This is a genomic window from Hydrogenophaga sp. (genome assembly GCF_051858985.1).
GTDB lineage: Bacteria > Pseudomonadota > Gammaproteobacteria > Burkholderiales > Burkholderiaceae_C > Hydrogenophaga.
This window is the reverse complement of the sequence record NZ_JBHYGM010000001.1, coordinates 769,592-791,206: the sequence shown is the minus strand read 5'-3', so window position 1 is coordinate 791,206 and position 21,615 is coordinate 769,592. Positions and strand designations below refer to the sequence as shown.

At 64.5% G+C, this 21,615-nt stretch carries 29 protein-coding genes and 1 tRNA gene; 27 read left to right on the top strand and 3 right to left on the bottom strand.

Annotated features, from left to right (window positions below):
- The first annotated feature begins 1 nt into the window (after position 1).
- The 12 genes from ACTIEY_RS03885 (at position 2) to hisF (ending at position 9,672) form a co-directional block, all read left to right on the top strand.
- The gene (locus tag ACTIEY_RS03885) at positions 2-286 is read left to right on the top strand and encodes an STAS domain-containing protein (protein WP_439517773.1); all 285 of its coding nucleotides are present in this window, start codon (positions 2-4) and stop codon (positions 284-286) included.
- Positions 287-404: 118 nt separating this feature from the next.
- Entirely contained in the window at positions 405-1,343 is a 939-nt protein-coding gene (locus tag ACTIEY_RS03880; RefSeq protein WP_439517772.1) for an ABC transporter ATP-binding protein, read from the top strand.
- Positions 1,340-2,095, top strand: a complete 756-nt coding sequence (locus ACTIEY_RS03875) for an ABC transporter permease (RefSeq protein WP_439517771.1) — start codon at positions 1,340-1,342, stop codon at positions 2,093-2,095. The genes ACTIEY_RS03880 and ACTIEY_RS03875 overlap by 4 nt, the downstream gene beginning before the upstream one ends.
- A gap of 1 nt (position 2,096) precedes the next feature.
- Positions 2,097-2,336, top strand: coding sequence for a BolA family protein (locus ACTIEY_RS03870; protein WP_439517770.1), 240 nt, complete (start codon positions 2,097-2,099; stop codon positions 2,334-2,336).
- Between the two features lie 13 nt (positions 2,337-2,349).
- Positions 2,350-3,630 carry a UDP-N-acetylglucosamine 1-carboxyvinyltransferase gene (gene murA / locus ACTIEY_RS03865; RefSeq protein WP_439517769.1) on the top strand — a complete coding sequence of 427 codons (1,281 nt, stop codon included), beginning with the start codon at positions 2,350-2,352 and terminating at the stop codon, positions 3,628-3,630.
- A complete protein-coding gene (gene hisG / locus ACTIEY_RS03860; protein ID WP_439517768.1) occupies positions 3,627-4,280 on the top strand; it encodes an ATP phosphoribosyltransferase in 654 nt (217 codons plus the stop codon). Before murA ends, hisG begins: the two co-directional genes overlap by 4 nt.
- Positions 4,277-5,668, top strand: coding sequence for a histidinol dehydrogenase (gene hisD, locus ACTIEY_RS03855; protein WP_439517767.1), 1,392 nt, complete (start codon positions 4,277-4,279; stop codon positions 5,666-5,668). Before hisG ends, hisD begins: the two co-directional genes overlap by 4 nt.
- A complete protein-coding gene (hisC, locus tag ACTIEY_RS03850) occupies positions 5,665-6,753 on the top strand; it encodes a histidinol-phosphate transaminase (protein WP_439517766.1) in 1,089 nt (362 codons plus the stop codon). The genes hisD and hisC overlap by 4 nt, the downstream gene beginning before the upstream one ends.
- A complete protein-coding gene (hisB, locus tag ACTIEY_RS03845) occupies positions 6,750-7,370 on the top strand; it encodes an imidazoleglycerol-phosphate dehydratase HisB (protein WP_439517765.1) in 621 nt (206 codons plus the stop codon). The genes hisC and hisB overlap by 4 nt, the downstream gene beginning before the upstream one ends.
- Positions 7,371-7,383: 13 nt before the next feature.
- Entirely contained in the window at positions 7,384-8,043 is a 660-nt protein-coding gene (hisH, locus tag ACTIEY_RS03840) for an imidazole glycerol phosphate synthase subunit HisH (RefSeq protein ID WP_439517764.1), read from the top strand.
- Between the two features lie 31 nt (positions 8,044-8,074).
- The gene (gene hisA / locus ACTIEY_RS03835) at positions 8,075-8,815 is read left to right on the top strand and encodes a 1-(5-phosphoribosyl)-5-[(5-phosphoribosylamino)methylideneamino]imidazole-4-carboxamide isomerase (RefSeq protein ID WP_086122687.1); all 741 of its coding nucleotides are present in this window, start codon (positions 8,075-8,077) and stop codon (positions 8,813-8,815) included.
- A 77-nt stretch (positions 8,816-8,892) separates the two neighbouring features.
- Complete coding sequence (gene hisF, locus ACTIEY_RS03830; RefSeq protein ID WP_439517763.1) at positions 8,893-9,672, top strand: imidazole glycerol phosphate synthase subunit HisF; 780 nt, start codon at positions 8,893-8,895, stop codon at positions 9,670-9,672.
- 10 nt (positions 9,673-9,682) lie between these two features.
- Here the strand turns inward: hisF and ACTIEY_RS03825 are convergent, their stop codons facing one another.
- The gene (locus ACTIEY_RS03825) at positions 9,683-10,177 is read right to left on the bottom strand and encodes a LapA family protein (RefSeq protein ID WP_439517762.1); all 495 of its coding nucleotides are present in this window, start codon (positions 10,175-10,177) and stop codon (positions 9,683-9,685) included.
- Positions 10,178-10,270: 93 nt separating this feature from the next.
- Between ACTIEY_RS03825 and hisI the strand changes: the two genes are divergently transcribed.
- From hisI to tatC, 7 genes are all read left to right on the top strand, one after another.
- Positions 10,271-10,669: a phosphoribosyl-AMP cyclohydrolase gene (hisI, locus tag ACTIEY_RS03820; protein WP_439518269.1), complete on the top strand. Its 399-nt coding sequence runs from the start codon at positions 10,271-10,273 to the stop codon at positions 10,667-10,669.
- 7 nt (positions 10,670-10,676) lie between these two features.
- Positions 10,677-11,057 (top strand): phosphoribosyl-ATP diphosphatase, encoded by a 381-nt coding sequence (locus tag ACTIEY_RS03815; RefSeq protein ID WP_439517761.1) that lies wholly within the window; start codon positions 10,677-10,679, stop codon positions 11,055-11,057.
- A 12-nt stretch (positions 11,058-11,069) separates the two neighbouring features.
- Positions 11,070-11,459, top strand: coding sequence for a DUF4870 family protein (locus ACTIEY_RS03810; protein ID WP_439517760.1), 390 nt, complete (start codon positions 11,070-11,072; stop codon positions 11,457-11,459).
- Positions 11,460-11,462: 3 nt separating this feature from the next.
- On the top strand, positions 11,463-11,825 hold the full coding sequence (locus tag ACTIEY_RS03805; RefSeq protein ID WP_439517759.1) for a histidine triad nucleotide-binding protein: 363 nt from the start codon (positions 11,463-11,465) through the stop codon (positions 11,823-11,825).
- 115 nt (positions 11,826-11,940) lie between these two features.
- Entirely contained in the window at positions 11,941-12,189 is a 249-nt protein-coding gene (tatA, locus tag ACTIEY_RS03800; RefSeq protein WP_439517758.1) for a Sec-independent protein translocase subunit TatA, read from the top strand.
- A 60-nt stretch (positions 12,190-12,249) separates the two neighbouring features.
- Complete coding sequence (gene tatB / locus ACTIEY_RS03795) at positions 12,250-12,741, top strand: Sec-independent protein translocase protein TatB (RefSeq protein ID WP_439517757.1); 492 nt, start codon at positions 12,250-12,252, stop codon at positions 12,739-12,741.
- Positions 12,741-13,538, top strand: a complete 798-nt coding sequence (gene tatC / locus ACTIEY_RS03790; protein WP_439517756.1) for a twin-arginine translocase subunit TatC — start codon at positions 12,741-12,743, stop codon at positions 13,536-13,538. Before tatB ends, tatC begins: the two co-directional genes overlap by 1 nt.
- 8 nt (positions 13,539-13,546) lie before the next feature.
- Here the strand turns inward: tatC and ACTIEY_RS03785 are convergent, their stop codons facing one another.
- Positions 13,547-14,698, bottom strand: a complete 1,152-nt coding sequence (locus ACTIEY_RS03785; RefSeq protein WP_439517755.1) for a S1C family serine protease — start codon at positions 14,696-14,698, stop codon at positions 13,547-13,549.
- Between the two features lie 205 nt (positions 14,699-14,903).
- Between ACTIEY_RS03785 and ACTIEY_RS03780 the strand changes: the two genes are divergently transcribed.
- The gene (locus tag ACTIEY_RS03780; protein ID WP_439517754.1) at positions 14,904-15,668 is read left to right on the top strand and encodes a Nif3-like dinuclear metal center hexameric protein; all 765 of its coding nucleotides are present in this window, start codon (positions 14,904-14,906) and stop codon (positions 15,666-15,668) included.
- An 8-nt stretch (positions 15,669-15,676) separates the two neighbouring features.
- Entirely contained in the window at positions 15,677-16,708 is a 1,032-nt protein-coding gene (gene pdxA / locus ACTIEY_RS03775) for a 4-hydroxythreonine-4-phosphate dehydrogenase PdxA (protein WP_439517753.1), read from the top strand.
- A 1-nt stretch (position 16,709) separates the two neighbouring features.
- On the opposite strand, the gene mscL is transcribed toward pdxA, so the two are convergent.
- A complete protein-coding gene (gene mscL / locus ACTIEY_RS03770; RefSeq protein WP_439517752.1) occupies positions 16,710-17,138 on the bottom strand; it encodes a large conductance mechanosensitive channel protein MscL in 429 nt (142 codons plus the stop codon).
- Positions 17,139-17,346: 208 nt separating this feature from the next.
- Between mscL and petA the strand changes: the two genes are divergently transcribed.
- The 6 genes from petA (at position 17,347) to ACTIEY_RS03740 (ending at position 21,567) form a co-directional block, all read left to right on the top strand.
- Complete coding sequence (gene petA, locus ACTIEY_RS03765; RefSeq protein WP_439517751.1) at positions 17,347-17,955, top strand: ubiquinol-cytochrome c reductase iron-sulfur subunit; 609 nt, start codon at positions 17,347-17,349, stop codon at positions 17,953-17,955.
- A 41-nt stretch (positions 17,956-17,996) separates the two neighbouring features.
- The gene (locus ACTIEY_RS03760; protein WP_439517750.1) at positions 17,997-19,397 is read left to right on the top strand and encodes a cytochrome b; all 1,401 of its coding nucleotides are present in this window, start codon (positions 17,997-17,999) and stop codon (positions 19,395-19,397) included.
- Positions 19,398-19,427: 30 nt separating this feature from the next.
- A complete protein-coding gene (locus ACTIEY_RS03755) occupies positions 19,428-20,183 on the top strand; it encodes a cytochrome c1 (protein ID WP_439517749.1) in 756 nt (251 codons plus the stop codon).
- A 112-nt stretch (positions 20,184-20,295) separates the two neighbouring features.
- A complete protein-coding gene (locus tag ACTIEY_RS03750; protein WP_086122704.1) occupies positions 20,296-20,907 on the top strand; it encodes a glutathione S-transferase N-terminal domain-containing protein in 612 nt (203 codons plus the stop codon).
- 23 nt (positions 20,908-20,930) lie between these two features.
- Entirely contained in the window at positions 20,931-21,476 is a 546-nt protein-coding gene (locus ACTIEY_RS03745) for a ClpXP protease specificity-enhancing factor (RefSeq protein WP_439517748.1), read from the top strand.
- A gap of 15 nt (positions 21,477-21,491) precedes the next feature.
- A tRNA-Thr gene (locus ACTIEY_RS03740) sits at positions 21,492-21,567 on the top strand.
- Positions 21,568-21,615 lie beyond the last annotated feature (48 nt).

The following is a 21,615-nucleotide window of genomic DNA, read 5'->3' as shown; positions in this document are numbered from 1 at the left end:
CATGGCCGAGCACGCCTCCCTGGCCTTGCCTGAGCGACTCACGCTGGAGGAAGCCGTCCCGACGCTGGAGCGTCTGGATGGCCAGTTGGCGCAGCAGGGGGGCGCCACCGTGGTGCTCCAGGCCGATTCGCTGCGGGAGTTCGATTCCTCGGCGCTCGCGGTGCTGCTTGAACTGCGTCGCCGCTTGCAGGCTCGCGGCAAGACCTTGACGGTCGAAGGCTGGCCCCGCCGGCTGCAGGATCTGGCCGGACTCTACGGCGTGCAGGAGCTGCTCGTCACCGCCTGAAAGCGGCAGCGTCCCGCCGTCAGCGGGGATGGCGGTCGACGCATAAAATACCCGGTTCACCTCCTCTGGCGGCCAGATGTCCTGCCCGCCGCCGGTGACCCATGGGTCCTGCCCGCGCATGCCAGCCGTCTCCTTCCAGAACGTTTCCAAGACCTACACGACACCGCGCGGCGACCTGCACGCGCTGCAATCGGTGTCCTTCGACATCGAACCCGGCGAGTTCTTTGGCCTGCTGGGACCCAACGGCGCGGGCAAGACCACGCTCATCAGCGTGCTGGCGGGCCTGGCGCGAGCCACTGCGGGGCGTGTGCTCGTGCACGGCAGCGATGTGCAGGCCGACTACGCCGCGGCGCGCCGCCAGCTCGGCGTGGTGCCCCAGGAGCTGGTGTTCGATCCCTTCTTCAACGTTCGCGAGGCCCTGCGCATCCAGTCGGGCTACTTCGGCATCCGGAACAACGACGCCTGGATCGATGAGCTGCTCGAAGGCCTGGGACTGGCCGACAAGGCCACGGCCAACATGCGCCAGCTCTCGGGCGGCATGAAGCGCCGGGTGCTGATCGCGCAGGCGCTGGTGCACAAGCCCCCGGTCATCGTGCTCGACGAGCCCACCGCGGGTGTGGACGTGGAGTTGCGGCAGACGCTGTGGCAGTTTGTCTCCGACCTCAACAAGCGCCTGGGCAGCACCGTGCTGCTGACCACGCACTACCTCGAAGAGGCCGAGGCACTGTGCGGGCGCATCGCGATGCTCAAGCAGGGCAGGGTGGTGGCCCTGGAATCCACGTCGGCGCTGCTGGCTCGCGCTGCGTCCAACGTGCTGCGATTCAAGACGGACGCGGCCCTGCCGACCGATCTGGCGGTGCAGGCGCGCATCACCGGGCGCGTGGTGCAGTTGCCGGCCAACGACGCGCTGGCCGTCGAACGCATCCTGGCGCGACTGCGCGAAGTGGGCGTGTCGCCGGAGGACATCGAGATTCGCAAAGCCGACCTGGAAGATGTCTTCCTCGACCTGACCGGTGCGCATCCGCGCGCGTCGGCGGCTGCGGAGGTGCTGGCATGACCGGCTGGCAGACGCTTTTCTACAAGGAAGTGCTCCGGTTCTGGAAGGTGGGATTCCAGACCGTGGCCGCGCCGGTGATCACCGCCATCCTCTATCTGATGATCTTCGGCCATGTGCTCGAAGACCGCGTTCAGGTCTACGACTCGGTGAGCTACACCGCGTTTCTGCTGCCGGGCCTGGTGATGATGAGCGTGCTGCAGAACGCTTTTGCCAACAGTTCCTCCTCGTTGATCCAGAGCAAGATCATGGGCAACCTCGTGTTTCTGTTGCTCACACCCCTGTCGCACCGCGCGTGGTTCGTGGCCTACGTGGGCTCCTCGGTGGTGCGCGGTCTGGCGGTGGGGCTTGGTGTGATGGTGGTCACCTGGTGGTTCGCCCAGCCTTCGCTGGTAGCGCCCCTGTGGATCCTTGCCTTTGGCTTCATGGGGGCTGCCCTGCTGGGTGCGCTGGGACTGATCGCCGGGCTCTGGGCCGAAAAGTTCGACCAGATGGCCGCCTTCCAGAACTTCATCATCGTGCCCATGACCTTTCTCTCGGGCGTGTTCTACTCGATCCATTCCCTGCCCGATTTCTGGCAGCGCGTGAGCCACCTCAACCCGTTCTTCTACATGATCGACGGCTTCCGCTACGGCTTTTTCGGCGTGAGCGATGTGTCGCCCTGGATCAGCCTGGCGCTGGTGGGTGGCGCGTTGCTCGTGGTGAGCGCCATCGCGCTGCACCTCCTGAAGACCGGCTACAAGATCCGACACTGACATGACCGCTGAACAACTGCAAACCCTCATCGCCGCGGGCCTGCCCTGCGAGCACATCGAAGTCACGGGCGACGGCCGCCACTGGGCCGCCGTGATCGTTTCGCCCGCCTTCGAGGGGCGTCGCCTCATCCAGCGCCATCAGGCCGTCTACGGCACGCTGGGCCCGCGCATTCAGAACGACGAGGTGCACGCGCTTTCGATGAAGACCTACACGCCTGCCGAATGGGCGGCCCAACCCTGAACCCCTGCCACACATGGACAAACTGCGAATCACCGGCGGCCGGACCTTGGGCGGAGAGGTGAACATCTCCGGCGCGAAGAACGCCGCGCTGCCTGAGCTGTGTGCGGCACTGCTCACCGCCGACCCGGTGACCCTGAACAACGTGCCGAGGTTGCGCGACGTGGCCACCATGCGCCAGTTGCTCGACAACATGGGCGTGCAGACCTCGATGCACGGCGAACGTGGCGGCATCACGCTGCAGGCGGCCGAGCCGATCAAGGCTGAAGCGCCTTATGAATTGGTCAAGACCATGCGCGCCTCGGTGCTGGTGCTCGGTCCGCTGCTCGCGCGGTTTGGCCATGCCCGTGTCTCGCTGCCCGGGGGCTGCGCCATCGGCTCTCGCCCGGTGGACCAGCACATCAAGGGCATGCAGTCCATGGGCGCGGAGATTGTGGTCGAGCATGGCTACATGGTGGCGCGGCTGCCCGCGGGTCGCCAGCGCCTGCACGGTGCGCGCATCGCCACCGACATGGTGACCGTGACCGGCACCGAGAACTTCCTCATGGCCGCCGCGCTCGCCGAGGGCGAAACCCTGCTGGAGAACGCCGCGCAGGAGCCCGAGATCGGCGATCTGGCCGAGATGCTGATCGCCATGGGAGCGAAGATCGAAGGCCATGGGACCAGCCGCATTCATGTGCAGGGCGTGGACCGCCTGCACGGTTGCACCCACCAGGTGGTCGCCGACCGCATCGAGACCGGCACGTTCCTCTGCGCCGTGGCCGCCACGGGGGGCGATGTGGTCCTGCGCCATGGCCGCGCCGATCACCTGGACGCGGTGATCGACAAGCTGCATGAAGCCGGCGCCGAGATCGAGGCGGGCAAGGACGCCGACGGAGATTTCATCCGGGTGCGTGCGTCGGGGCGGCTGAAGGCACAGAGCTTCCGCACCACCGAGTACCCAGGCTTTCCGACCGACATGCAGGCCCAGTTCATGGCGCTGAACTGCATCGCCGAAGGCGCCAGCAAAGTCACTGAAACCATCTTCGAGAACCGCTTCATGCACGTCAACGAACTGGTCCGCCTGGGCGCGCGCATCCAGACCGATGGCAAGGTGGCGGTCATCGAAGGCACGCCGCGCCTGTCGGGTGCGACCGTCATGGCCACCGACCTGCGCGCCTCCGCCAGCCTGGTGATCGCCGGCTTGGTGGCCGAAGGCGAGACCATTGTCGACCGCATCTACCACCTGGACCGCGGCTACGACCAGATGGAAGAGAAATTGCGCCGGATCGGCGCCGACATTGAACGCATCAAATGATCACGCTTGCCCTTTCGAAAGGCCGCATCTTCGACGAAACCCTGCCGCTGCTGCGCGCGGCCGGCATCGAGGTGCTGGAAGACCCGGAAAAGTCGCGCAAGCTGATCCTGGCCACCAGCCACCCTGGCGTGCGCGTGGTGCTGGTGCGCGCCAGCGACGTGCCCACCTATGTCGAATACGGCGGCGCCGACCTGGGTGTCACCGGCAAGGACACCCTGATCGAACATGGCGGCCAGGGCCTGTACCAGCCGCTGGACCTGAACATTTCGCGTTGCCGCGTCAGTGTGGCCGTGCGTGCCGACTTCGACTACGCCTCGGCGGTCCGACAGGGTTCGCGCCTGAAGGTCGCCACCAAATACACCCACATCGCTCGCGAGTTCTTCGCCGGCAAGGGCGTGCATGTGGACCTGATCAAGCTCTACGGCAGCATGGAGCTCGCGCCCCTCACCGGCCTGGCCGACGCCATCGTGGACCTCGTGTCCACCGGCAACACGCTCAAGGCCAACCAGCTGGTGGAGGTCGAACGCATCATGGACATCAGTGCCCGCCTGGTGGTCAACCAGGCTTCGCTCAAGCTTCAGCAGGCGACCATTCGCCCCATCATCGAAGCCTTCGCTGGCGCCATCGCCCAGGGAGACCGCCAGCCATGAGCCTGAAGGCCGAACCGTTGCGCCTGTCCACCGCCGACGCCGATTTCGAAACCCGTTTCCAGGCCCGACTGCACTGGTCTTCGGAGACCGATGGCGCCATCGAGCAGCGCGTGGCCGACATCCTGGCCGATGTGCAGCGGCGCGGTGATCCCGCCGTGCTCGAGTACACCGCGCGTTTCGATGGCCTGGTCGCGGCCGGAATGGCCGAGCTGGAACTCACGCAAGCCGACTTCAAACGGGCTTTCGACGGCCTGCCCGAGGCGCAGCGCGAAGCGCTTCAGGCCGCCACGCGCCGCGTGCGCAGTTACCACGAGGCCCAGAAGAAGGCCGGTGGAGAGAGCTGGAGCTACCGCGACGAAGACGGCACGCTGCTGGGCCAGAAGGTCACGCCGCTGGACAGGGTCGGCATCTACGTGCCGGGCGGCAAGGCGGCCTACCCGTCCAGCCTGATCATGAACGCCGTGCCGGCGCATGTGGCTGGCGTGCAGGACATCATCATGGTGGTGCCCACGCCGGTGCGCGGCAGCGTGGCCACCGGCGGCAACGGCGTCGCCACCGCCACGAGAGGAGAGCGCAACGAACTCGTGCTCGCGGCCGCGCACGTGGCCGGTGTGACGCGTGCTTTCACCATCGGCGGCGCCCAGGCTGTGGCTGCCCTGGCCTACGGCACCGCCACCGTGCCCAAGGTCGACAAGATCACCGGCCCCGGCAATGCCTATGTGGCCAGCGCCAAGAAGCGCGTGTTCGGCACCGTTGGCATCGACATGATTGCAGGCCCCAGCGAGATCCTGGTGCTGGCCGACGGCAGCACGCCCGCCGAGTGGGTGGCCATGGACCTCTTCAGCCAGGCCGAGCACGACGAGCTGGCCCAGAGCATCCTGCTGTGCCCGGACGCCGCTTACATCGACGCCGTGCAGCGCGAGATCGACCGCTTGCTGTCCACCATGCCGCGCGCGGCCATCATCGCCAGAAGTCTGAGCGATCGGGGTGCGCTCATCCACACCCGCAGCATGGAAGAGGCCTGCGCCATCAGCAACCGAATTGCGCCTGAGCACCTGGAGGTTTCCAGCAGCGAGCCGCACCGGTGGGAACCGCTGCTCAAGCACGCAGGCGCGATCTTCCTGGGCGCGTACACCAGCGAAAGCCTGGGCGACTATTGCGCCGGGCCCAACCACGTCCTGCCGACCAGCGGCACGGCGCGGTTTTCCTCGCCGCTGGGCGTCTACGACTTCCAGAAGCGCAGCAGCCTCATTGAAGTGAGCCAGGCCGGCGCGCAGGGCCTGGGCAGGATCGCGGCTGAAATGGCCTATGGCGAAGGTCTGCAGGCGCACGCGCGTGCCGCCGAGTTGCGGCTGGATGTGGTGCCGCCCATGCGGGAGCGCCCATGAGCGCCAACCCCCTGGGCATGATTCGACAGGATGTGCAGTCCATGCACGCCTACGCCATCCAGGACTCGACCGGCATGGTCAAGCTCGACGCGATGGAGAATCCTTTTGCATTGCCCGCCGCGCTGCAGGCCGAACTGGGCTTGCGACTGGGCGCCGTCGCCATTCACCGCTACCCCGGTGCGCGCATCGAAGAATTGAAGCAGGCGCTGGCCCGCCATGTGGACCTGCCCGTAGGACACGCGCTGATGCTGGGCAACGGCTCCGATGAGCTGATTTCGCTGCTCGCCATGGGTTGCGACTTGCCAGGCGCCACCATCCTGGCTCCGCTGCCTGGTTTTGTGATGTACGCCATGAGCGCTCAGCTGCAAGGCCTGAAGTTCGTGGGTGTGCCGCTCACGCCCGATTTCGGGCTCGACGAGCCTGCGATGCTGGCGGCGATGCGCGAACACCGCCCGGCGATCACGTTCATCGCCTACCCCAACAATCCCACCGCCAATCTCTGGAGTGCGGACACCATCCGCCGCCTGATCGCCGAAGCGACCAGCTTTGGCGGCCTGGTGGTCATGGATGAGGCTTACCAGCCCTTTTCCAGTCGGAGCTGGCTGGACGAGATTCGTGCAGAGCCAGCGGACAACGCCAACGTGCTGCTCATGCGCACGCTCTCCAAGTTCGGCCTGGCGGGTGTCCGCATCGGGTACATGCTGGGGCCGCAGGCGCTGCTGCACGAAGTGGACAAGCTGCGTCCGCCCTACAACGTCAGCGTGCTCAACGCCGAGTGCGCGCTCTTCGCGCTGGAACACGCCGACGTTTTCGCCCGGCAGGCGGCCGACATCCGGGAACAGCGTGGCCGGCTCCTTGCCGCGCTGGCGGAAATGCCGGGTGTGAAGCCTTTTCCCAGCGAGGCCAACATGGTGCTGGTGCGTGTGCCCGATGCGCAACGCTGCTTCGACGGGCTGAAGGCCCGGGGCATTCTGGTGAAGAATGTTTCTAGAATGCATCCACTGCTGGCCGAATGCCTGCGCCTGACGGTGGGCACGCCGTCGGAGAATGACCAGTTGATCCGCGCCCTCCAAACCACCCTATGACCCAGACGCCTCCCGCCGCCACCGTGTCCGACCGCATCGGGCACGTGCAGCGCAACACTTCGGAAACGCAGATCGGCGTGCGCGTCAACCTCGACGGCACGGGCCAGGCCAGCCTGTCCACCGGCATTGGCTTCTTCGACCACATGCTCGACCAGATCGCGCGCCACGGGCTGATCGATCTGGACATCCAGGCCAAGGGCGACCTGCACATCGACGGCCACCACACCGTGGAAGACGTGGGCATCACGCTGGGCCAGGCCTTCGCGCAGGCCGTGGGCGACAAAAAGGGCATTCGTCGCTACGGACACGCCTATGTGCCGCTGGATGAAGCCTTGTCGCGCGTGGTCATTGATTTCTCGGGTCGCCCCGGCCTGCACATGCGCGTCCCGTTCAAGAGCGGCATGGTCGGCGGCTTCGATACGCAACTCGCCTTTGAGTTCTTCCAGGGCTTTGTCAACCATGCCGGCGTGACCCTGCACATCGACAACCTGCACGGCGAGAATGCGCACCACCAGGCCGAGACCGTGTTCAAGGCCTTCGCCCGTGCCCTGCGCATGGCCCTGGAGCGCGACCCGCGCATGGGCGACGTGATTCCCTCGACCAAAGGCTCGCTGTAACCCCTTCCCGGCCATGAAACGCAAGACAGTCGCCGTGGTGGACTACGGCAGCGGGAACCTGCGCTCGGTGTCGCAGGCGGTGCAGCACGTGGCACGTGCGGAAGATGTGGACGTGCGTGTCACCTCCAGCGCGCAGGAGGTGCTCGACGCCGATCGCGTGGTGCTGCCCGGGCAGGGCCACATGGGCGACTGCATGCGGGAGCTGGCCGGCTCCGGCCTGCTGGCGTCGGTGCTGCACGCAGCCGCCAACAAGCCACTGTTTGGCGTGTGCGTGGGCATGCAGATGCTGCTCGACCGCAGTGAAGAAGGGCCCACCGACGGTCTGGGCCTGTTCCCCGGCGCAGTGGCCCGGTTCCGCCTGGAAGGCCGTCTGCAGGCCGACGGCAGCCGCTTCAAGGTGCCCCAGATGGGCTGGAACCCGGTGTTTCACGAGCTCGGGCGTCCGGTGCACCCGCTGTGGGCCGGCATTGGGGAAGGCGCCTATTTTTATTTCGTGCACAGCTTCTATGCTCGGCCGGTCCAGTCGCTGCACACGGTGGGCGAAGCCGACTACGGGGGACGCTTCTCCGCAGCGATCGCCCGCGATAACATTTTTGCCACCCAGTTTCACCCCGAGAAGAGCGCCGATCAGGGTCTGGCGCTCTACCGCAACTTCCTGTCCTGGAATCCCTGAGTCCTTCTGCCTTCACTGACATCACATCATCATGCTGCTGATTCCTGCCATTGATCTGAAAGACGGCCAGTGCGTTCGCCTCAAACAGGGCGACATGGACCAATCCACGGTGTTCGGTGAAGACCCGGCGGCGATGGCCCGCAACTGGGTCAACAAAGGCGCACGCCGGGTGCACCTGGTGGACCTGAACGGCGCCTTTGCCGGCAAGCCCAAGAACGAACAGGCCATCCGCGCCATCCTGAAGGAGGTGGGCGCGGAGGTCGACGTGCAGCTCGGTGGCGGCATCCGGGACCTCGACACCATCGAGCGCTACCTCGATGCCGGCTTGCGCTACGTGATCATCGGCACCGCCGCGGTGAAGAACCCGGGCTTCCTGCAGGACGCCTGCACCGCGTTCGGCGGCCACATCATCGTTGGCCTGGACGCCAAGGACGGAAAGGTCGCCACCGACGGCTGGAGCAAGCTGACTGGCCACGAGGTGGTGGACCTGGGCAAGAAGTTCGAGGACTACGGCGTCGAAGGCATCATCTACACCGACATCGGTCGCGACGGCATGCTCTCCGGCATCAACATCGACGCCACGGTCAAGCTCGCTCAGGCACTGTCCATTCCCGTGATCGCCTCGGGCGGCCTGTCCAACCTCGAGGACATCCGTGCGCTGTGTGCGGTCGAAGACGAGGGCGTCGAAGGCGTGATCTGTGGCCGCTCGATCTACAGCGGCGATCTGGACTTCGAAGCCGCGCAGCAGCTCGCCGACGAACTCAACGGATGATATGAATCGCCCTCAAGCTCATCACTTCGTGTATTCGCTGCCCCCCAAGGGGGGGCGGCCCCGCGCTGCGGCCTGACATGCTCGCCAAACGCATCATTCCCTGCCTGGATGTCACGGGCGGCCGCGTGGTCAAAGGCGTGAACTTCGTCGAACTGCGCGATGCCGGCGACCCTGTGGAAATCGCAGCGCGCTACAACGAGCAAGGCGCCGACGAACTGACCTTTCTGGACATCACGGCCACCTCCGACGGACGCGACCTGATCCTGCACATCATCGAGGCCGTGGCGTCCCAGGTGTTTATTCCCCTGACGGTGGGCGGAGGTGTGCGAACGGTGGAAGACGTCCGCCGACTCCTCAATGCCGGCGCCGACAAGACCAGTTTCAATTCCGCCGCCATCGCCAACCCTCAAGTGATCCGGGACGCCTCCGCGAAGTACGGCTCGCAGTGCATCGTGGTGGCGATCGATGCCAAACGCCGGCATGCCGATGACCTGCGCGAGCGCGGCGAGGGCTGGGATGTCTACAGCCATGGGGGGCGCAAGAACACGGGGCTGGATGCGGTGGCCTGGGCCCGGCAGATGGCCGAGCATGGCGCGGGCGAAATCCTGCTGACCAGCATGGACCGCGATGGCACCAAGTCAGGATTCGATCTGTCCTTGACGCGTGCGGTGGCCGACGCGGTGGACGTGCCCGTCATTGCATCGGGCGGCGTGGGCAACCTCGACCATCTGGCCGATGGCGTGCAGCAAGGTGGCGCAGACGCGGTGCTGGCCGCGAGCATCTTCCACTACGGTGAGTTCACCGTAGCTCAGGCCAAGGCCCGCATGGCCGAGCGCGGGATTCCCGTGCGGCTCTGAGCCGCAGCCCTTAGAGCCGCTCGTTGCGGGGCAGGTTCTGCCGCTCGAACCGGTCTTCCAGTTCTCCGATGCTGGCGCCCAGTCCATTCCCAGTCTGCTCGATCACCTGGGTCAGCGCGGCCTGAACCTGATCCATCTTCAAGTTCATCCTGTCGGCCAGTTCCCGCTCACGTGCGGCAGTGGCCTGCAACTCCGTCTGCAGGTACTGCCGCAGTTCGGTGAAACGGGACGCTTCCGCCTTGTCGGCCAGCGTGCGCTGCTCGGCGGCATCGCGGGTGATGCGGCGCACCTCCATCATGTGCAGCGTCTGCGAATAGACCAGCGCCGCCAGAAAAACCACCAGCACCAGCGCCAGCATGCCCAGCAACACCAGCCCCAGGGGAGCCTGCACTTGTGTGACGCCAAAATTGAGCGGCGTGGGCAGCAGGATCTGCTCGAAGTTCAGGGCAACAAAACCGGCTATGAGCAGGATGAAGACGACCAGGAGCACGGTGCGGAGTTTCATGAGGGGGTCCTTGGACGTTCGGTAAGGGCAGGATCGGATTCATCCTACCGGCATTCATTGGAGCATATGTGTCCAGACGCAAGCGCATGGTAGATTCCCGCCATGAACTGGCTCGATGAAGTGAAGTGGGACGCGCAGGGTCTGGTGCCGGTGATCGCGCAGGAGGCCGCCTCGGGCGACGTCCTCATGTTTGCCTGGATGAACCGCGAAGCGCTGGAGAGAACCGCCGCGCTCGGACGCGCCGTGTATTACAGCCGCTCGCGCGAGCGGCTCTGGTTCAAGGGTGAAGAGTCCGGCCACGTTCAGACCGTGCACGACATCCGGATGGATTGCGACAACGACGTGGTGCTGCTCAAGGTGACCCAGCTCGGGCACGAGCCCGGCATTGCCTGCCACACGGGCCGCCACAGTTGCTTCTTCCAGAGGCTGGAGAACGACCACTGGAATGCGGTCGAGCCCGTGCTGAAAGACCCCGAGTCCATCTACAGGTAAGCCGACCATGTCCACCTCAGACGACCTCGCGCGACTGGCCGCCGTGATCGAGGGCCGCAAGCCCGCCAATGGCGGCGACCCCGACAAGAGCTACGTGGCGCGCCTGCTGCACAAAGGCCCCGACACCTTCCTGAAGAAGATCGGCGAAGAGGCGACCGAAGCCGTGATGGCGGCCAAGGACCTTGACCATGGGGGCGATCCGCAGAAACTGGTGAACGAAACCGCCGACCTCTGGTTCCACTGCATGATTGCACTGGCTCATTACAACCTGGGCCCGGCCGACGTGGTGGCCGAGCTGGTCCGGCGAGAAGGCCTGAGCGGTCTGGAAGAAAAGGCGATGCGCAAGGTGCTGCAGCGCGAAGCCTCCTCTGGTGAGCAAACCAGGTGAAAGGGAATCTCCATGAGTGACATCATCGACGTCGAAGCTGTCGACAGCGAAATGGCGCAGTCCTTGAAGACGGTGGGGTGGGTGAGTTACATCCTTCACCTGGTGGTGGCGTTGGCCGCAGTGCTGCCGGGGGCGCAGGCCAGCCCGGCGCTGCTGATCATTGCGCTGGTGATCGACCTCGTGAAAAAGGGCGACGCGCAAGGCACCTGGCAGGCGAGCCATTTTTCGTGGCGCATCCGCACAGTCATCTGGGCTGGCGTGCTCTACTTGGTGACAGCACCGCTCTGGCTGTTGTTCTTCATCCCCGGTTTGGTGGCCTGGTGTCTCATTTCCATCTGGTTCCTCTACCGCATCGTCAAAGGCATGGTTCGCATGAACGCGAGTCGGCCCATGCCCTCCTGAACCATGAGCGAACACGACCCGAACTGCCTTTTCTGCAAGATCGTTGCCGGTCAGATCCCGTCGCGCAAGGTGTATGAGGACGACGATGTCTTCGCCTTCCACGATATCCATCCGTGGGCTCCCGTGCATTTCCTCATGATTCCCAAAAAGCACATCAGCTCCATGGCGCAACTGGGCGCGGAACACGAGGCGCTGATGGGTCGTATGATGGTGCTCGCCCCCCAACTGGCTCTGCAGGAAGGCTGCAGTCCATACCCCGAGGGCGGATTTCGCATGGTGTGCAACACGGGCGTCGAAGGCGGCCAGGAAGTCCACCATCTCCATTGGCATGTGATGGGCGGTCCGCGCCCCTGGTTGCGCGGCTGAATACCCCCTTCGCCCGTCTGTCGAGCCCCGGATCGAGAGAGGCTGAACTCCCTCCCGGGCTTAGAATCCCACCCATTGCGCCTGTCGCTACCTTTATTCAAGTCTGGAGATCATCATGGGTTCGTTTTCCATCTGGCACTGGCTGATCGTGCTGCTGATCGTCGTGATGGTGTTCGGCACCAAGAAGCTCAAGAACATCGGGTCTGACCTGGGCGGTGCCGTCAAAGGTTTCAAGGACGGCATCAAGGAAGGGGGCCAGAACCCCGCTGACACCACCACCACCGCCACCCCGGCATCGCAGGTCACCCAGGAATCTCGTGCCGACAAGAACGCCATCGACGTCGAAGCCAAGCACAAGAGCTGATGCCACGGCGCACGGTGCGGGGCACCCGTTCGGTGACCTGGTCCGTGGAATGGTCTTCCCATGATTGATCTGGGCATTTCCAAACTGGCGCTCATCGGGGCGGTGGCATTGATCGTCATCGGACCCGAGAAGCTGCCGCGCGTGGCGCGCACGGTGGGCGCCTTGCTGGGCAAGGCGCAACGCTATGTGTCCGACGTCAAGGCGGAAGTGAGCCGTTCCATGGAGTTGGAGGAGCTCCGGAAGATGAAGGACTCGGTGACCGAGGCCGCGCGCGACATGGAGTCTTCGGTGCAAAGCGGTGCCAGTGACTTCGAGAAATCCTGGTCGGAGGCCACCGCCGGGCTCGACGGCGCAGCGAGTTCGTACGACACCAGTTCACCACTGGGATCGCTTGAACCCCCGGTTTACAAACATCCCCGGAAGAACTGGCGCCTCAAGCAAGGGGCCATGCCGCAGTGGTACAAGGCCCGCGCTGGCGTGCGTACCCGCACCCAGTCCGGTGCGGCCCGTGTGGCCCGATTCCGGCCGCGCTCCAATTCCGCCCCCCGTTGATGTCCGACCCCAAAGATTCCACCGACGAACTCGCCGGTTCCGAGCAGCCTTTTGTCCAGCACCTGAAGGAGCTGCGCGATCGGTTGCTCTACGGCATCGTGGGCCTGGCGATCTGTATGGCATTGCTGGCGGTCTGGCCTGGGCCCAGCGGACTGATCGACCTGATCGCGGTGCCCATCCGCGCCCACATGCCGCCGGACGCCAAGCTCATTGCCGTTGGCGTGTTCTCGCCGTTTTTCGTGCCCATCAAGGTGCTTGCCATGGCTGCGCTGCTGCTTTCGCTGCCGTGGTGGATGTACCAAGTATGGGCATTCGTGGCGCCCGGTCTCTACAGCCACGAGAAGCGCTTCGCCATTCCCCTGATTGTGCTGGGCAGCATGCTGGCCTACACCGGCATTGCCTTCGTGCAGTTCTTCGTGCTGGACAAGATGTTCGGTTTCATCCAGCAGTTCACGCCCGCCAGCGTGGCCGCCACACCCGATATCGCGTCCTATGTGGAGGCGATCCTCTCGCTGTACCTGGCTTTCGGGCTCGCGTTCCAGGTTCCCATCGTGGTCGTGCTGCTGGTCAAGATGAACATGGTGACGGTGCAGAAGCTCAAGGATTTCCGGGGCTATTTCATCGTGGTGGCGTTCGTCATCGCCGCGGTGGTCACACCACCCGATGTGATTTCCCAACTGGCGCTCGCCGTGCCCATGTGTCTGCTCTATGAGCTGGGCATCCTTGGCGCGCACTGGTTCATCAAGACCTCGGCCAAGCCCGAGGAAGACGCGGAAAAGGAAACCTCCGCGTCCTGAACCCGCTTTCAGCGCGCTGCGGCCTGTCGAGGCAGGTTGCGACGTCCCGGCGTGACCTGCACTTGCGTCCGGCCTTCCTTGCGCACCACGTCGAGGGTGGCCGGCGTACCGGGTGACAGATTGGCCACTGCAGAGAGCAGTTGCGCCACGCTGGTCACGTTGCGTCCGGCCACGGCCGTGATCACGTCGCCTGGCTTGATACCGGCCTGAGCCGCGGGACCGTTCTGCAGGACGCCGGTGATGATCACTCCGCTCCCCGGCGCGATGCCGAAGCTCTCTGCGAGTTCAGGGCCCAGGTCTTGTGGTTCCACGCCGATCCAGCCACGCGTCACCTGTCCATCCTTGACGATGGCTTCCATCACGCTGCGTGCCGTGGACGTGGGAATGGCGAACCCGATGCCCATGGAGCCGCCCGAGCGCGAGTAGATGGCGGTGTTGATGCCCATGAGGTGGCCATTGACGTCCACCAGGGCGCCGCCCGAGTTGCCCGGATTGATGGCCGCGTCGGTCTGGATGAAGTTCTCGAAGGTGTTGATCCCCAGCTGGGTGCGGCCAAGCGCACTGACGATACCGCTGGTCACGGTTTGTCCCACGCCGAAGGGATTGCCGATCGCCAGCACCTGATCGCCAATCTCCAGTGCATCGGAATTGCCAAGCGTGATCACGGGCAGGTCGGTCAGGTTGATCTTCAGGATCGCGAGATCCGTTTCCGGATCCGTGCCGATCACCTGCGCCACCGACTTCCGACCGTCGTTCAGGATTACCTCGATCTCGTCGGCTTCCTCGATCACGTGGTTGTTGGTGAGCACATAGCCTGCCGGACTCACGATCACACCCGAGCCCAGGCCGCTTTGCTGTTGCGACGGCGCCTGATCTCCAAAGAAGAATCGAAACCAGGGATCAGCGCTCTGCGGATTGTTCAGCGGCGCCTTGCTGGTGTTGATGCTCACCACAGCCGCCGAGGCTGCCTTGGCGGCAGCGCGAAAGCTGCCCGAAGCCGCAGCCTCCGTGGGCGCGGGCGCCGGAGCCTGCAGCACAGGCACCACAGAACCCATACTCGACGCGCGACCCAGCCACTGAGGCTGCAGGGTGGCGACGACGAACAGGGCCGCCACCGCCACGGTGACGGTTTGGGCGAAGAGAAGCCAGAGACGTTTCATGTTGGGGCCGGACGGTTGAGTGACGCGAATGGTTCCGGTTTCTTGCCGGCTGGTGGCCGATTCGCGCACCGTATTGTCCAGCAAATGGCTTCGCGAACGACGGCTTCAACCCGTGCCGGTTCCCAGGGGGGGCGGCAGGCTCGCGTCGTGTCGGGTGTCAGAATGGAGTTCCTTTCGCCTTCCGCCGCCATACAGCCCGCCACCCATGTCCTCCGTCACCCGTGCTGACCTCACCGCCTGCCTGGAGGAACTGCTTCAGCCCGCACAGTTCAAGGACTACGGCCCCAACGGACTCCAGGTGGAGGGTCGCGACACGGTGGGCAAGCTGATCTCGGGCGTCACGGCCAGCCGTGCCTTGATCGATGCGGCCATCGAGCAGGGCGCGGACGCCATTCTGGTTCACCACGGCTTGTTCTGGCGCGGCCAGGACGGCCGCGTGACCGGCTGGATGAAGCAGCGGCTCTCCCGCCTTCTTGCCCATGACATCAACCTGCTGGCCTATCACCTGCCGCTGGATGCGCACCCCAGGCTGGGCAACAACGCCCAACTGGCGCTGCGGCTGGGCGTGTCGGTGTATCCGGACGCGCGTGGCCGCTTTGGTGACCAGTCACTGGGCTTCCTGGGCGAGTGCGAAGCTTCGTCTGCAGCTCGGCTCGCCGATCATGTGGCGAAGCAGCTCGGGCGGGCGGTGACGCTGGTGGCCGAGCCCGATCGGCCCGTTCGCCGCGTGGCCCTGTGCACCGGAGGTGCGCAAGGCTATTTCGAGTCCGCCATTGCGGCTGGCGCCGATGTGTTCATCACCGGCGAGATATCCGAACCCCAGGCGCATTACGCGCGCGAGAGTGGTGTGGCGTACATCGCCTGCGGGCACCACGCCTCCGAACGGTATGGCGCACCGGCAGTGGGGGCGCACGTCGCAGCCCAGCTGGGCCTCACGCACGTGTTCATCGACATCGACAACCCCGCCTGAGACGCACCATGTCGACTTCCTTGTTGCGGCCGTTGGTGCTGACCATGGGCGATCCTGCCGGCATTGGCCCGGAAATCGTGGTCAAGGCGCTGCGCGAGCGGCCCGATCTGCTCGGCAAAGTGGTGGTGGCGGGTGACGTGCCAACGCTGCGCCGCGCGCTGAGCCTTGGTGCGCACGAGCCACGCGCCGATGCGCTGATGCTGGCGCAGATCGGGACACTGGCGAGCCTGCCCGGGGTGCCGGTGGGCTGCATGGCCGTGGTGCAGGCCTGCGCCCTCGTCCAGCCCGTGGCCTGGGGCGACATCGGCGCGCAAGCCGGTCGAGCCGCCGCAGAGTGCATCGAATTTGCCGCTCGCGCCGCGCTGCGGCGGGAGGCGCGAGCCGTGGTGACGGCACCCATTCACAAGGAATCCCTCGCCGCGGCAGGCGTTTCGCATCCGGGCCACACCGAGCTCCTGCAGGCGCTGGCGGCCGAGCACGCCGGCGTACCCGTCACTGCCATGCCCGTGCGCATGATGCTGAGCAGTCCGGGGTTGAGCACGGTACTGGTGAGCATTCACATGTCGCTGCGCCAGGCACTGGATGCGGTCACCACCGCCCGGGTGCTGCAGACCATCGAGACCACTCACACGCACTTTCAGCGCTTGGGCCACCCGCGCGCGCGCATTGCGGTGGCGGGCCTCAACCCACACTCTGGAGAGGGGGGACTCTTCGGACGGGAGGAGATCGAGGTGATTGCGCCGGCCGTCGCGGGGGCCCGCAAGGCGGGCATTGATGCCAGCGGCCCGCATGCCCCCGACACCGTGTTCATGCGGGCCCGCCAGGGCGACTTTGACGTCGTCGTGGCCATGTACCACGATCAGGGGCTGATCCCGGTCAAGCTCCTGGGGCTGGAGCACGGCGTGAACACCACACTGGGCTTGCCCTTTGTGCGCACCAGCCCGGACCACGGCACGGCCTTTGACCTGGCCGGCACTGGCCGGGCCAGCGCGGCCAGTTTGCTGGCCGCGATCGACGCTGCGATGCGGGCGACGGGGTAGCTTACTTTTTCAGACTGTCGCGGATCTCTCGCAACAGGAGCACGTCTTCCGGCGTAGCGGCCGGTGCTGGCGGCGGCACTGGCGTTTCGCGCTTGAGGCGGTTGATCTGCTTGACCATCATGAAGATGATGAAGGCCATGATAGTGAAATTCAGCGCCACCGTGATGAAGCTGCCATAGGCCAGGGTGGGCACGCCCGCCGCTTTCAGCGCGGCCAGCGTGGGTGCCGTTCCCTCCGGAACCCTGCCGAGCGCAATGTAGAGGTTGGTGAAATCCAGGTTGCCGAAGATGGCGCCCACGATGGGCATGATGATGTCTTCCACCATGGAGGTGACGATCTTCCCGAAGGCTCCGCCAATGATCACGCCAACGGCGAGGTCGATGACGTTGCCCTTGACGGCAAACTCCTTGAACTCCTGCATCATGCCCATGGTGCCCTCCAGGCTGCGGTTGGATTGAACGTATCGCGGTGCATTCTTACACAGCCCGTGGGTGGGGAAGGCACTCTCACCGGGACGGTCGGCAGCCTGCCGAAATACTCCAGTCAGCTACCCCGGCAACGCCCGGCCAGGCCTTGGCGCTCCAGTACAATGCCGGGTTGTCCCTAGTGTCCCGACCGTACCTCATTGAAAGATCCCCATGAGTGAAGCAACCGCTGGCGCGACCGTCGATCGCAGCCGCCGTACCTGGCTGATCACCTCCTGCGCCATGGGTGGCGTTGGCGCAGCCGCCGTCGCCGTTCCCTTCGTGAGCACGTTCCAGCCATCCGAGCGCGCCAGGGCCGCAGGTGCAGCGGTCGAGGTGGATATTTCCGGCATTCAGCCGGGCGAAAAAATCGTCGTCGAATGGCGCGGCAAGCCGGTGTGGATCCTTCGGCGCACGCCCGAGCAGCTCGCTGCGCTGGAGACCATCGAAGGCCAGTTGGCCGACCCGAATTCCGACCGCACGGCCTACCCGACTCCCGAGTACGCCAAGAACCGTCACCGTTCCATCAAGCCCGAGTTCCTCGTCACCGTGGGCATCTGCACCCACCTCGGCTGCTCCCCTGGCGACAAGCTCACGCCCGGGCCGCAGCCTTCGCTGCCCGACGACTGGAAAGGCGGGTTCCTGTGCGCCTGCCATGGCTCCACCTTCGATGTGGCCGGCCGCGTCTTCAAGAACAAGCCCGCCCCGGACAACCTGGAGGTGCCACCGCACTACTACCTGTCCGACACCACGCTGTTGGTGGGTGAAGAAAAGCAGGCCTGAGCCCCGCGGCGCTGGCAGACAACGGATCAAGAAGGCACCCCATGGCTGAATTCAAAGAAATTTCCCCCGACGCACCGATGGGTCAGAAAGCCCTGAACTGGATCGACAACCGGTTCCCGCTCTCCAAGCTCTACAACGAGCATCTGGCGGAGTACTACGCGCCAAAGAACTTCAACTTCTGGTACTTCTTTGGCTCGCTGGCCTTGCTGGTGCTGGTGATCCAGATCGTGACCGGGATCTTCCTGGTGATGCACTACAAGCCGGACGCCGCGCTGGCCTTTGCCTCCGTCGAGTACATCATGCGCGACGTGCCCTGGGGCTGGCTGATCCGCTACATGCACTCCACCGGCGCCTCCGCTTTCTTCGTCGTGGTCTACCTGCACATGTTCCGAGGCCTCATCTACGGCAGCTACCGCAAACCGCGTGAGCTGGTCTGGGTGTTCGGTTGCGCGATCTTCCTGTGCCTGATGGCCGAGGCCTTCATGGGCTACCTGCTGCCTTGGGGCCAGATGTCCTATTGGGGCGCCCAGGTGATCGTGAACCTTTTCGCTGCCATTCCCTTCGTGGGTCCCGACCTGGCGCTGCTGATACGTGGCGACTACGTGGTGGGCGATGCCACGCTGAACCGTTTCTTCAGCTTCCACGTGATAGCCGTGCCTCTGGTGCTGCTGGGCCTCGTGGTGGCGCACATCATTGCGCTGCACGAAGTGGGCTCCAACAACCCCGATGGCGTGGAAATCAAGGCCAAGAAGGATGCTTCGGGCAAGCCGCTGGACGGCATTCCTTTCCACCCTTACTACACCGTGCACGACCTTCTGGGGGTCACGGTGTTCCTGATGGCCTTCTCCGCCATCATTTTCTTTGCGCCCGAATTCGGCGGCTACTTCCTCGAGTACAACAACTTCATCCCGGCCGATCCACTGGTGACACCGCTGCACATCGCGCCAGTCTGGTACTTCACGCCGTTCTACTCCATGCTTCGCGCCATCACCACCGAGATGATGTATGCGTTGGTGGTGATTGTGGTCCTCGCGGCCGCGCTCGGTGCCATGAAAGCCAAGGTATCCGGTGCGATCAAGCTGGGCATCGTGGCGGCTGCCGTGGTGCTCGTGGCGCTGATGATGTCCATCGACGCCAAGTTCTGGGGTGTGGTGGCCATGGGTGGCGCGGTCATCATCCTGTTCTTCCTGCCCTGGCTCGATCACAGCCCCGTGAAATCGATCCGCTACCGTCCGAGCTGGAACAAGTGGCTCTATGCGGTGTTCGTCATCAACTTCCTGATCCTGGGCTACCTGGGTGTGCTGCCGCCCTCGCCGGTGGGCGAGCGCGTTTCGCAAGTGGGCACGCTGTTCTACTTCGGCTTCTTCCTCCTGATGCCCTGGTGGAGCCGCATCGGCGAATTCAAGCCGGTGCCGGACCGCGTCACCTTCCAGCCTCACTGAACCCCTAGAGCAATCCGGAGAGTCAAGCAAATGAAAAAAATCCTCATGGGCTTCATGCTGGCCCTGGGCCTTTCGGGAACGGCGCTGGCCGCCGGCGGTGGCATACCCCTGGACAAGGCGCCTCAACGCACCAATGACATGGCCGCTTTGCAGAATGGCGCCAAACTGTTCGTCAATTACTGCCTGAGCTGCCATTCCGCGGCCTTCATGCGCTACAACCGTTTGCGCGACATTGGTCTCAACGAAAAGCAGATCGGCGAAAACCTGGTGTTCGCGACCGACAAGATCGGTGACACCATGAAGGCATCCATCGATCCCAAGCAGGCCAAGCAGTTCTTCGGGGTGAACCCGCCCGATCTCACCCTCATCGCGCGTTCGCGGTCCAGCAAGGCTGGCAGCGGGGCGGACTATGTCTACACACTCCTGCGCACCTACTACCGCGATGACACCAAGCCCACGGGCTGGAACAACCTGGCCTTCCCCAACATCGGTATGCCGCACCCGCTCTGGGAAATGCAGGGTGAACGTCGTCCTGTGAATGAAAAGGTGATGAGCCATGGTCACGAGGTCGACAAGCTCAAGGGCTGGGAGGTGGTCAAGCCCGGCACCATGAGCCAGGCCCAGTACGACAACAACGTGGGCGACCTGGTGGCCTATCTGCAATGGATGGCAGAGCCCAACCAGAACACGCGCGTGCGCATTGGTGTCTGGGTGTTGCTGTTCCTGGCGGCCTTCACCGTCGTGGCCTGGCGCCTGAACGCTTCGTTCTGGAAAGACGTCAAGTAGCTCGTTGATCTGGCGCGTTCGGTCGTCGACCGTGCCGCCCGTCCCACAGTGGTTTGCAGTGCCTCAAGGCATGGAAGCAAGCCACTGTTTTTTGCTTTAAGGAGACTCCCTCATGATGGTCTTGTATTCGGGTACCACCTGCCCCTATTCCCACCGCTGCCGTTTCGTGCTGTTTGAAAAAGGCATGGATTTCGAGATCCGGGATGTGGACCTCTACAACAAGCCCGAGGACATCAGCGTGATGAATCCTTACGGCCAGGTACCTATCCTGGTGGAGCGCGACTTGATTCTGTACGAGTCGAACATCATCAACGAGTACATCGACGAACGCTTCCCGCACCCGCAGTTGATGCCGGGTGATCCGGTGGACCGGGCGCGCGTGCGGCTGTTCCTGCTCAACTTCGAAAAGGAGCTCTTCACCCACGTCTCCATGCTGGAGTCGCGCAGCAGCAAGGGCAATGAAAAGGCGCTGGAGAAGGCCCGATCGCACATTCGCGACCGTCTCACCCAGCTCGCGCCCGTCTTCCTCAAGAACAAGTTCATGCTGGGCGACAACTTCTCCATGCTCGATGTGGCCATCGCTCCTCTGTTGTGGCGTCTCGATTTTTACGGCATCGAGCTCAGCAAGAATGCTGCGCCCCTGCTGAAGTACGCCGAGCGCATCTTTTCGCGCCCGGCCTACATCGAGGCGCTCACCCCGTCCGAGAAAGTCATGCGCAAGTAAGCGTTGACGGCCTGCGCTTTTCCATGAACGCATTCGAAACCGAAGTCCCGTCCACCCGGCCTTACCTGATTCGTGCCCTGCACGAATGGTGCGCCGACAACGGGTTCTCGCCCTACATCGCGGTGCAGGTCGACGCCTCGGTGCGGGTGCCGATGGAGTTCGTCAAGAACGGCGAGATCGTGCTCAACGTGAGCATGGACGCCACCAGCGCGCTCAAGCTGGGCAATGAGTTCATCGAATTCAAGGCCCGGTTCGGGGGGGTGGCGCGCGAGATCATCGTCCCGGTCACCCATGTGATCGCCATCTACGCACGTGAAAACGGGCAGGGCATGGCATTTCCGGCGCCTTCGTCCGCCAAGCCGGTTGAGGCGCCCCCTGGCCAGCCGGCGCGTGGCATGGAAGCTTCCGCCGATCAGGCGCACGATCCCGACGCTGATGCATCGCGCTCTGCGCCGCTGAGGTCCGTCCCGAGCGAGTCGTCCGCCTCCGGTGAGGGCGAACCCCCGACCCAGCCCCCCAAGGGCCCGGATCGGCCGGGCGGAAGGCCCCAGCTCAAACGGGTCAAGTAAAATTCTCGACCCTGCGCCGCTTTAGCTCAGTTGGTAGAGCAATCGCCTTGTAAGCGATAGGTCGTCTGTTCGAGTCAGACAAGCGGCACCAAGGAATCGCTCTGCGCCGCTGGTGCGCTTTGCCGATGCGCTCATCGGC

Excerpts from the sequence above, each read along its gene's own strand:
- ACTIEY_RS03885 (WP_439517773.1), top strand. The coding sequence starts at position 2 with ATGGCCGAGCACGCCTCCCTGGCCTTGCCTGAGCGACTCACGCTGGAG.
- ACTIEY_RS03880 (WP_439517772.1), top strand. The coding sequence starts at position 405 with ATGCCAGCCGTCTCCTTCCAGAACGTTTCCAAGACCTACACGACACCG.
- ACTIEY_RS03875 (WP_439517771.1), top strand. The coding sequence starts at position 1,340 with ATGACCGGCTGGCAGACGCTTTTCTACAAGGAAGTGCTCCGGTTCTGG.
- ACTIEY_RS03870 (WP_439517770.1), top strand. The coding sequence starts at position 2,097 with ATGACCGCTGAACAACTGCAAACCCTCATCGCCGCGGGCCTGCCCTGC.
- murA (WP_439517769.1), top strand. The coding sequence starts at position 2,350 with ATGGACAAACTGCGAATCACCGGCGGCCGGACCTTGGGCGGAGAGGTG.
- hisG (WP_439517768.1), top strand. The coding sequence starts at position 3,627 with ATGATCACGCTTGCCCTTTCGAAAGGCCGCATCTTCGACGAAACCCTG.
- hisD (WP_439517767.1), top strand. The coding sequence starts at position 4,277 with ATGAGCCTGAAGGCCGAACCGTTGCGCCTGTCCACCGCCGACGCCGAT.
- hisC (WP_439517766.1), top strand. The coding sequence starts at position 5,665 with ATGAGCGCCAACCCCCTGGGCATGATTCGACAGGATGTGCAGTCCATG.
- hisB (WP_439517765.1), top strand. The coding sequence starts at position 6,750 with ATGACCCAGACGCCTCCCGCCGCCACCGTGTCCGACCGCATCGGGCAC.
- hisH (WP_439517764.1), top strand. The coding sequence starts at position 7,384 with ATGAAACGCAAGACAGTCGCCGTGGTGGACTACGGCAGCGGGAACCTG.
- hisA (WP_086122687.1), top strand. The coding sequence starts at position 8,075 with ATGCTGCTGATTCCTGCCATTGATCTGAAAGACGGCCAGTGCGTTCGC.
- hisF (WP_439517763.1), top strand. The coding sequence starts at position 8,893 with ATGCTCGCCAAACGCATCATTCCCTGCCTGGATGTCACGGGCGGCCGC.
- ACTIEY_RS03825 (WP_439517762.1), bottom strand. The coding sequence starts at position 10,177 with ATGAAACTCCGCACCGTGCTCCTGGTCGTCTTCATCCTGCTCATAGCC.
- ACTIEY_RS03815 (WP_439517761.1), top strand. The coding sequence starts at position 10,677 with ATGTCCACCTCAGACGACCTCGCGCGACTGGCCGCCGTGATCGAGGGC.
- ACTIEY_RS03810 (WP_439517760.1), top strand. The coding sequence starts at position 11,070 with ATGAGTGACATCATCGACGTCGAAGCTGTCGACAGCGAAATGGCGCAG.
- ACTIEY_RS03805 (WP_439517759.1), top strand. The coding sequence starts at position 11,463 with ATGAGCGAACACGACCCGAACTGCCTTTTCTGCAAGATCGTTGCCGGT.
- tatA (WP_439517758.1), top strand. The coding sequence starts at position 11,941 with ATGGGTTCGTTTTCCATCTGGCACTGGCTGATCGTGCTGCTGATCGTC.
- tatB (WP_439517757.1), top strand. The coding sequence starts at position 12,250 with ATGATTGATCTGGGCATTTCCAAACTGGCGCTCATCGGGGCGGTGGCA.
- tatC (WP_439517756.1), top strand. The coding sequence starts at position 12,741 with ATGTCCGACCCCAAAGATTCCACCGACGAACTCGCCGGTTCCGAGCAG.
- ACTIEY_RS03785 (WP_439517755.1), bottom strand. The coding sequence starts at position 14,698 with ATGAAACGTCTCTGGCTTCTCTTCGCCCAAACCGTCACCGTGGCGGTG.
- ACTIEY_RS03780 (WP_439517754.1), top strand. The coding sequence starts at position 14,904 with ATGTCCTCCGTCACCCGTGCTGACCTCACCGCCTGCCTGGAGGAACTG.
- pdxA (WP_439517753.1), top strand. The coding sequence starts at position 15,677 with ATGTCGACTTCCTTGTTGCGGCCGTTGGTGCTGACCATGGGCGATCCT.
- mscL (WP_439517752.1), bottom strand. The coding sequence starts at position 17,138 with ATGGGCATGATGCAGGAGTTCAAGGAGTTTGCCGTCAAGGGCAACGTC.
- petA (WP_439517751.1), top strand. The coding sequence starts at position 17,347 with ATGAGTGAAGCAACCGCTGGCGCGACCGTCGATCGCAGCCGCCGTACC.
- ACTIEY_RS03760 (WP_439517750.1), top strand. The coding sequence starts at position 17,997 with ATGGCTGAATTCAAAGAAATTTCCCCCGACGCACCGATGGGTCAGAAA.
- ACTIEY_RS03755 (WP_439517749.1), top strand. The coding sequence starts at position 19,428 with ATGAAAAAAATCCTCATGGGCTTCATGCTGGCCCTGGGCCTTTCGGGA.
- ACTIEY_RS03750 (WP_086122704.1), top strand. The coding sequence starts at position 20,296 with ATGATGGTCTTGTATTCGGGTACCACCTGCCCCTATTCCCACCGCTGC.
- ACTIEY_RS03745 (WP_439517748.1), top strand. The coding sequence starts at position 20,931 with ATGAACGCATTCGAAACCGAAGTCCCGTCCACCCGGCCTTACCTGATT.